Genomic DNA, 2,316 nt, shown 5'->3' with positions numbered 1-2,316 from the left:
ATGCATTTACACAAGATATTTTACGCTCTCTATCTGCTAAACATTAAATGTGGTAAAAGATTTGTTAAAGTTCCGTTATTGCTACTTTTTTGTGATAGTTTTGATAAAAATGCTTATAATTGAAATTTAGTTTTCAAAAATATGTATTTAAGGAAGAATTTATAAATTATCGCAATATTTTTAATTCAATTAATAATGAAAGTAGATGGTGAATTATTAACCATATTTCAAAATTATTTGCCTGGGTATTATTAGGAATTTCAGCCTTATCAATTTGTTTTTTATGTTTTAGCCCAACCTTACCTATTAAATTGCCACCGTCAAATCAAGCTATTAGCTTTATGATGATTGGTAAGGCACCAGTTGCTTACATTCCCTTTCAAGAATTAGATCAATTAGGATTCTGGCTAAACATCATTATGACTTGTCCCTTAGGAATACTTACCTATATTTTATTCTCTCCCAAATTCAAAATTTCTCATGTGATTACAACTGGAATCCTTATTGGATTCACTATCGAATTTACTCAATTTATAACAGACAATTTGGCAATAACACATCGTTGGGTAGATATAAATGACGTGCTTACTAATACTTTAGGATTTGTAGTTGGTTATTATCTATCAAAGTTAATTGATAAATAACCCGTAGGTAAATTTATTTCCCCTTAGCATTCATAATAAAGTATTTATATTTTTTGCTCTTATTAGTGATATAATTTTTGTTGATTAATATTACTTTAATGGTTCATCATATTATAAATAATAAGAGGCTAAAGCAATGTCAAAAATAACGAAAGCTATTATCCCTGCTGCCGGCTTAGGTACCCGTTTTCTTCCTGAAACAAAAGCCTTACCTAAAGAAATGTTGCCAATTGTTGATACTCCAACTATTCAATATATCGTTAGCGAAGCTAAGCAGTCGGGAATTAAGGATGTTTTAATTGTCATTGGCAAGGGAAAATGGTCAATTGAAAATCATTTCGATGCTAATCCTGAATTGGAGGCTAATCTAGCTAAACGTGGTAAAAATGATTTACTTAAGTTGATTTGCAAGACCAATAATATGAATATTTATTTTACTCGTCAGCCTCATCCACATGGATTAGGCGATGCCATTTATACTGCCAGAAGTTTTGTTGGAAATGACCCCTTTGCTGTGTTATTAGGTGATGATGTCACACGAGATAAAACTCCATTAACCAAACAATTAATCAATAGTTTTACCAAAACCGGGGCCGCAACATTGGCAGTTAAACGAGTCCCTCGCCGAGATGTGTCAAAATATGGTATTATTGATCCCGCTAAACAAGTTACTCCAGGTTTATATAACGTGAAGCGTTTTGTAGAAAAGCCGGATCCTCAGACTGCTCCGAGTGATCTGGCAATTATCGGACGATATGTACTAACACCACAAATTTTTACAGCTCTATCAGAAACTCAACCAGATTCAAGTGGTGAAATTCAGCTTACCACAGCCATCGACATTCTTAATCAAACTCAAAGAGTATTTGCTCATGAGTTTAAGGGTGAACGATATGATACCGGTAATAAATTAAGTTGGTTGGAAACTAATATCAAATTTGGATTACGAAATCCGGAAATAGCTGGTGATTTAAAAAAATATCTCAAAGAAACCGTTTTTGCTATGAAATCTACAAAATAAGTACTTTTCATTTTGAAAAGACTTTTCAAAAATCACCAAGTAATTAAAAATTTTAGATTTAGCTATTTTTTATGTTATATTAAAGAGGCTCTGCCCAATAAGCGTAATTGCCTATTGTTGCAGAGCCTTTCTTCATGTATTTAACAGTGTATATTCCCATTTAATAAAATTACGGTAGCGTCAAGAATCTTGTGTAAATGAAATGCCTTCGTACATATATATGTATCTAACTTAAATAAATGATGCTTCCAAGGTGTCCTGGAGTCCTTTGAACCCTCGGTGGATCCGCTTCAGAGACTTCTCGTTATAAACATTAAACTGAGAAACCAGGAAGCGATCCAGTGAATCTTCCGTTGGAAATTGTTCTTTGTGGTGGGTGGTGCGCTTGAGATGCTTGTTAAAGTTCTCAATCAAGTTAGTGGAGTAGAGTGATTGCCGAACGGCTGGTGGAAAGTCCATGCAAGTGAGCAGATTCGGCATTTTAAGCAGATCTTTGATTAACTTGGGATAGGTCTGATGCCAGTTGTTGGCGAACTCATTCAGTTTCAGTTCGGCTGCTTCACGATTGGCAGCTCGATGAACTTGTTTAAGTCATTGATCACGGCCTTGCGGTCTTTTAAGCGAACTTTGTTCATCAGATTCCGCCCAACA

2 protein-coding genes and 1 pseudogene are annotated in these 2,316 nt (G+C 34.4%); 2 read left to right on the top strand and 1 reads right to left on the bottom strand.

Annotated features, from left to right (window positions below):
• Positions 1-212 precede the first annotated feature (212 nt).
• Complete coding sequence (locus FC98_RS15450) at positions 213-644, top strand: VanZ family protein (protein ID WP_081581200.1); 432 nt, start codon at positions 213-215, stop codon at positions 642-644.
• A 136-nt stretch (positions 645-780) separates the two neighbouring features.
• Entirely contained in the window at positions 781-1,665 is an 885-nt protein-coding gene (gene galU / locus FC98_RS13640; protein ID WP_056949750.1) for a UTP--glucose-1-phosphate uridylyltransferase GalU, read from the top strand.
• A 231-nt stretch (positions 1,666-1,896) separates the two neighbouring features.
• Here the strand turns inward: galU and FC98_RS14520 are convergent.
• Positions 1,897-2,316: pseudogene (locus FC98_RS14520) on the bottom strand (transposase); the annotation flags it as partial.

Source organism: Lentilactobacillus kisonensis DSM 19906 = JCM 15041, from assembly GCF_001434135.1.
Taxonomy (GTDB): Bacteria; Bacillota; Bacilli; order Lactobacillales; family Lactobacillaceae; genus Lentilactobacillus; species Lentilactobacillus kisonensis.
The sequence above is the reverse complement of the archived record's forward strand: the minus strand, read 5'-3'. Positions and strand labels throughout refer to the sequence as shown.

Bases quoted from the DNA above. Each gene is read 5' to 3' on its own strand.
- galU (WP_056949750.1), top strand. From the start codon at position 781: ATGTCAAAAATAACGAAAGCTATTATCCCTGCTGCCGGCTTAGGTACC.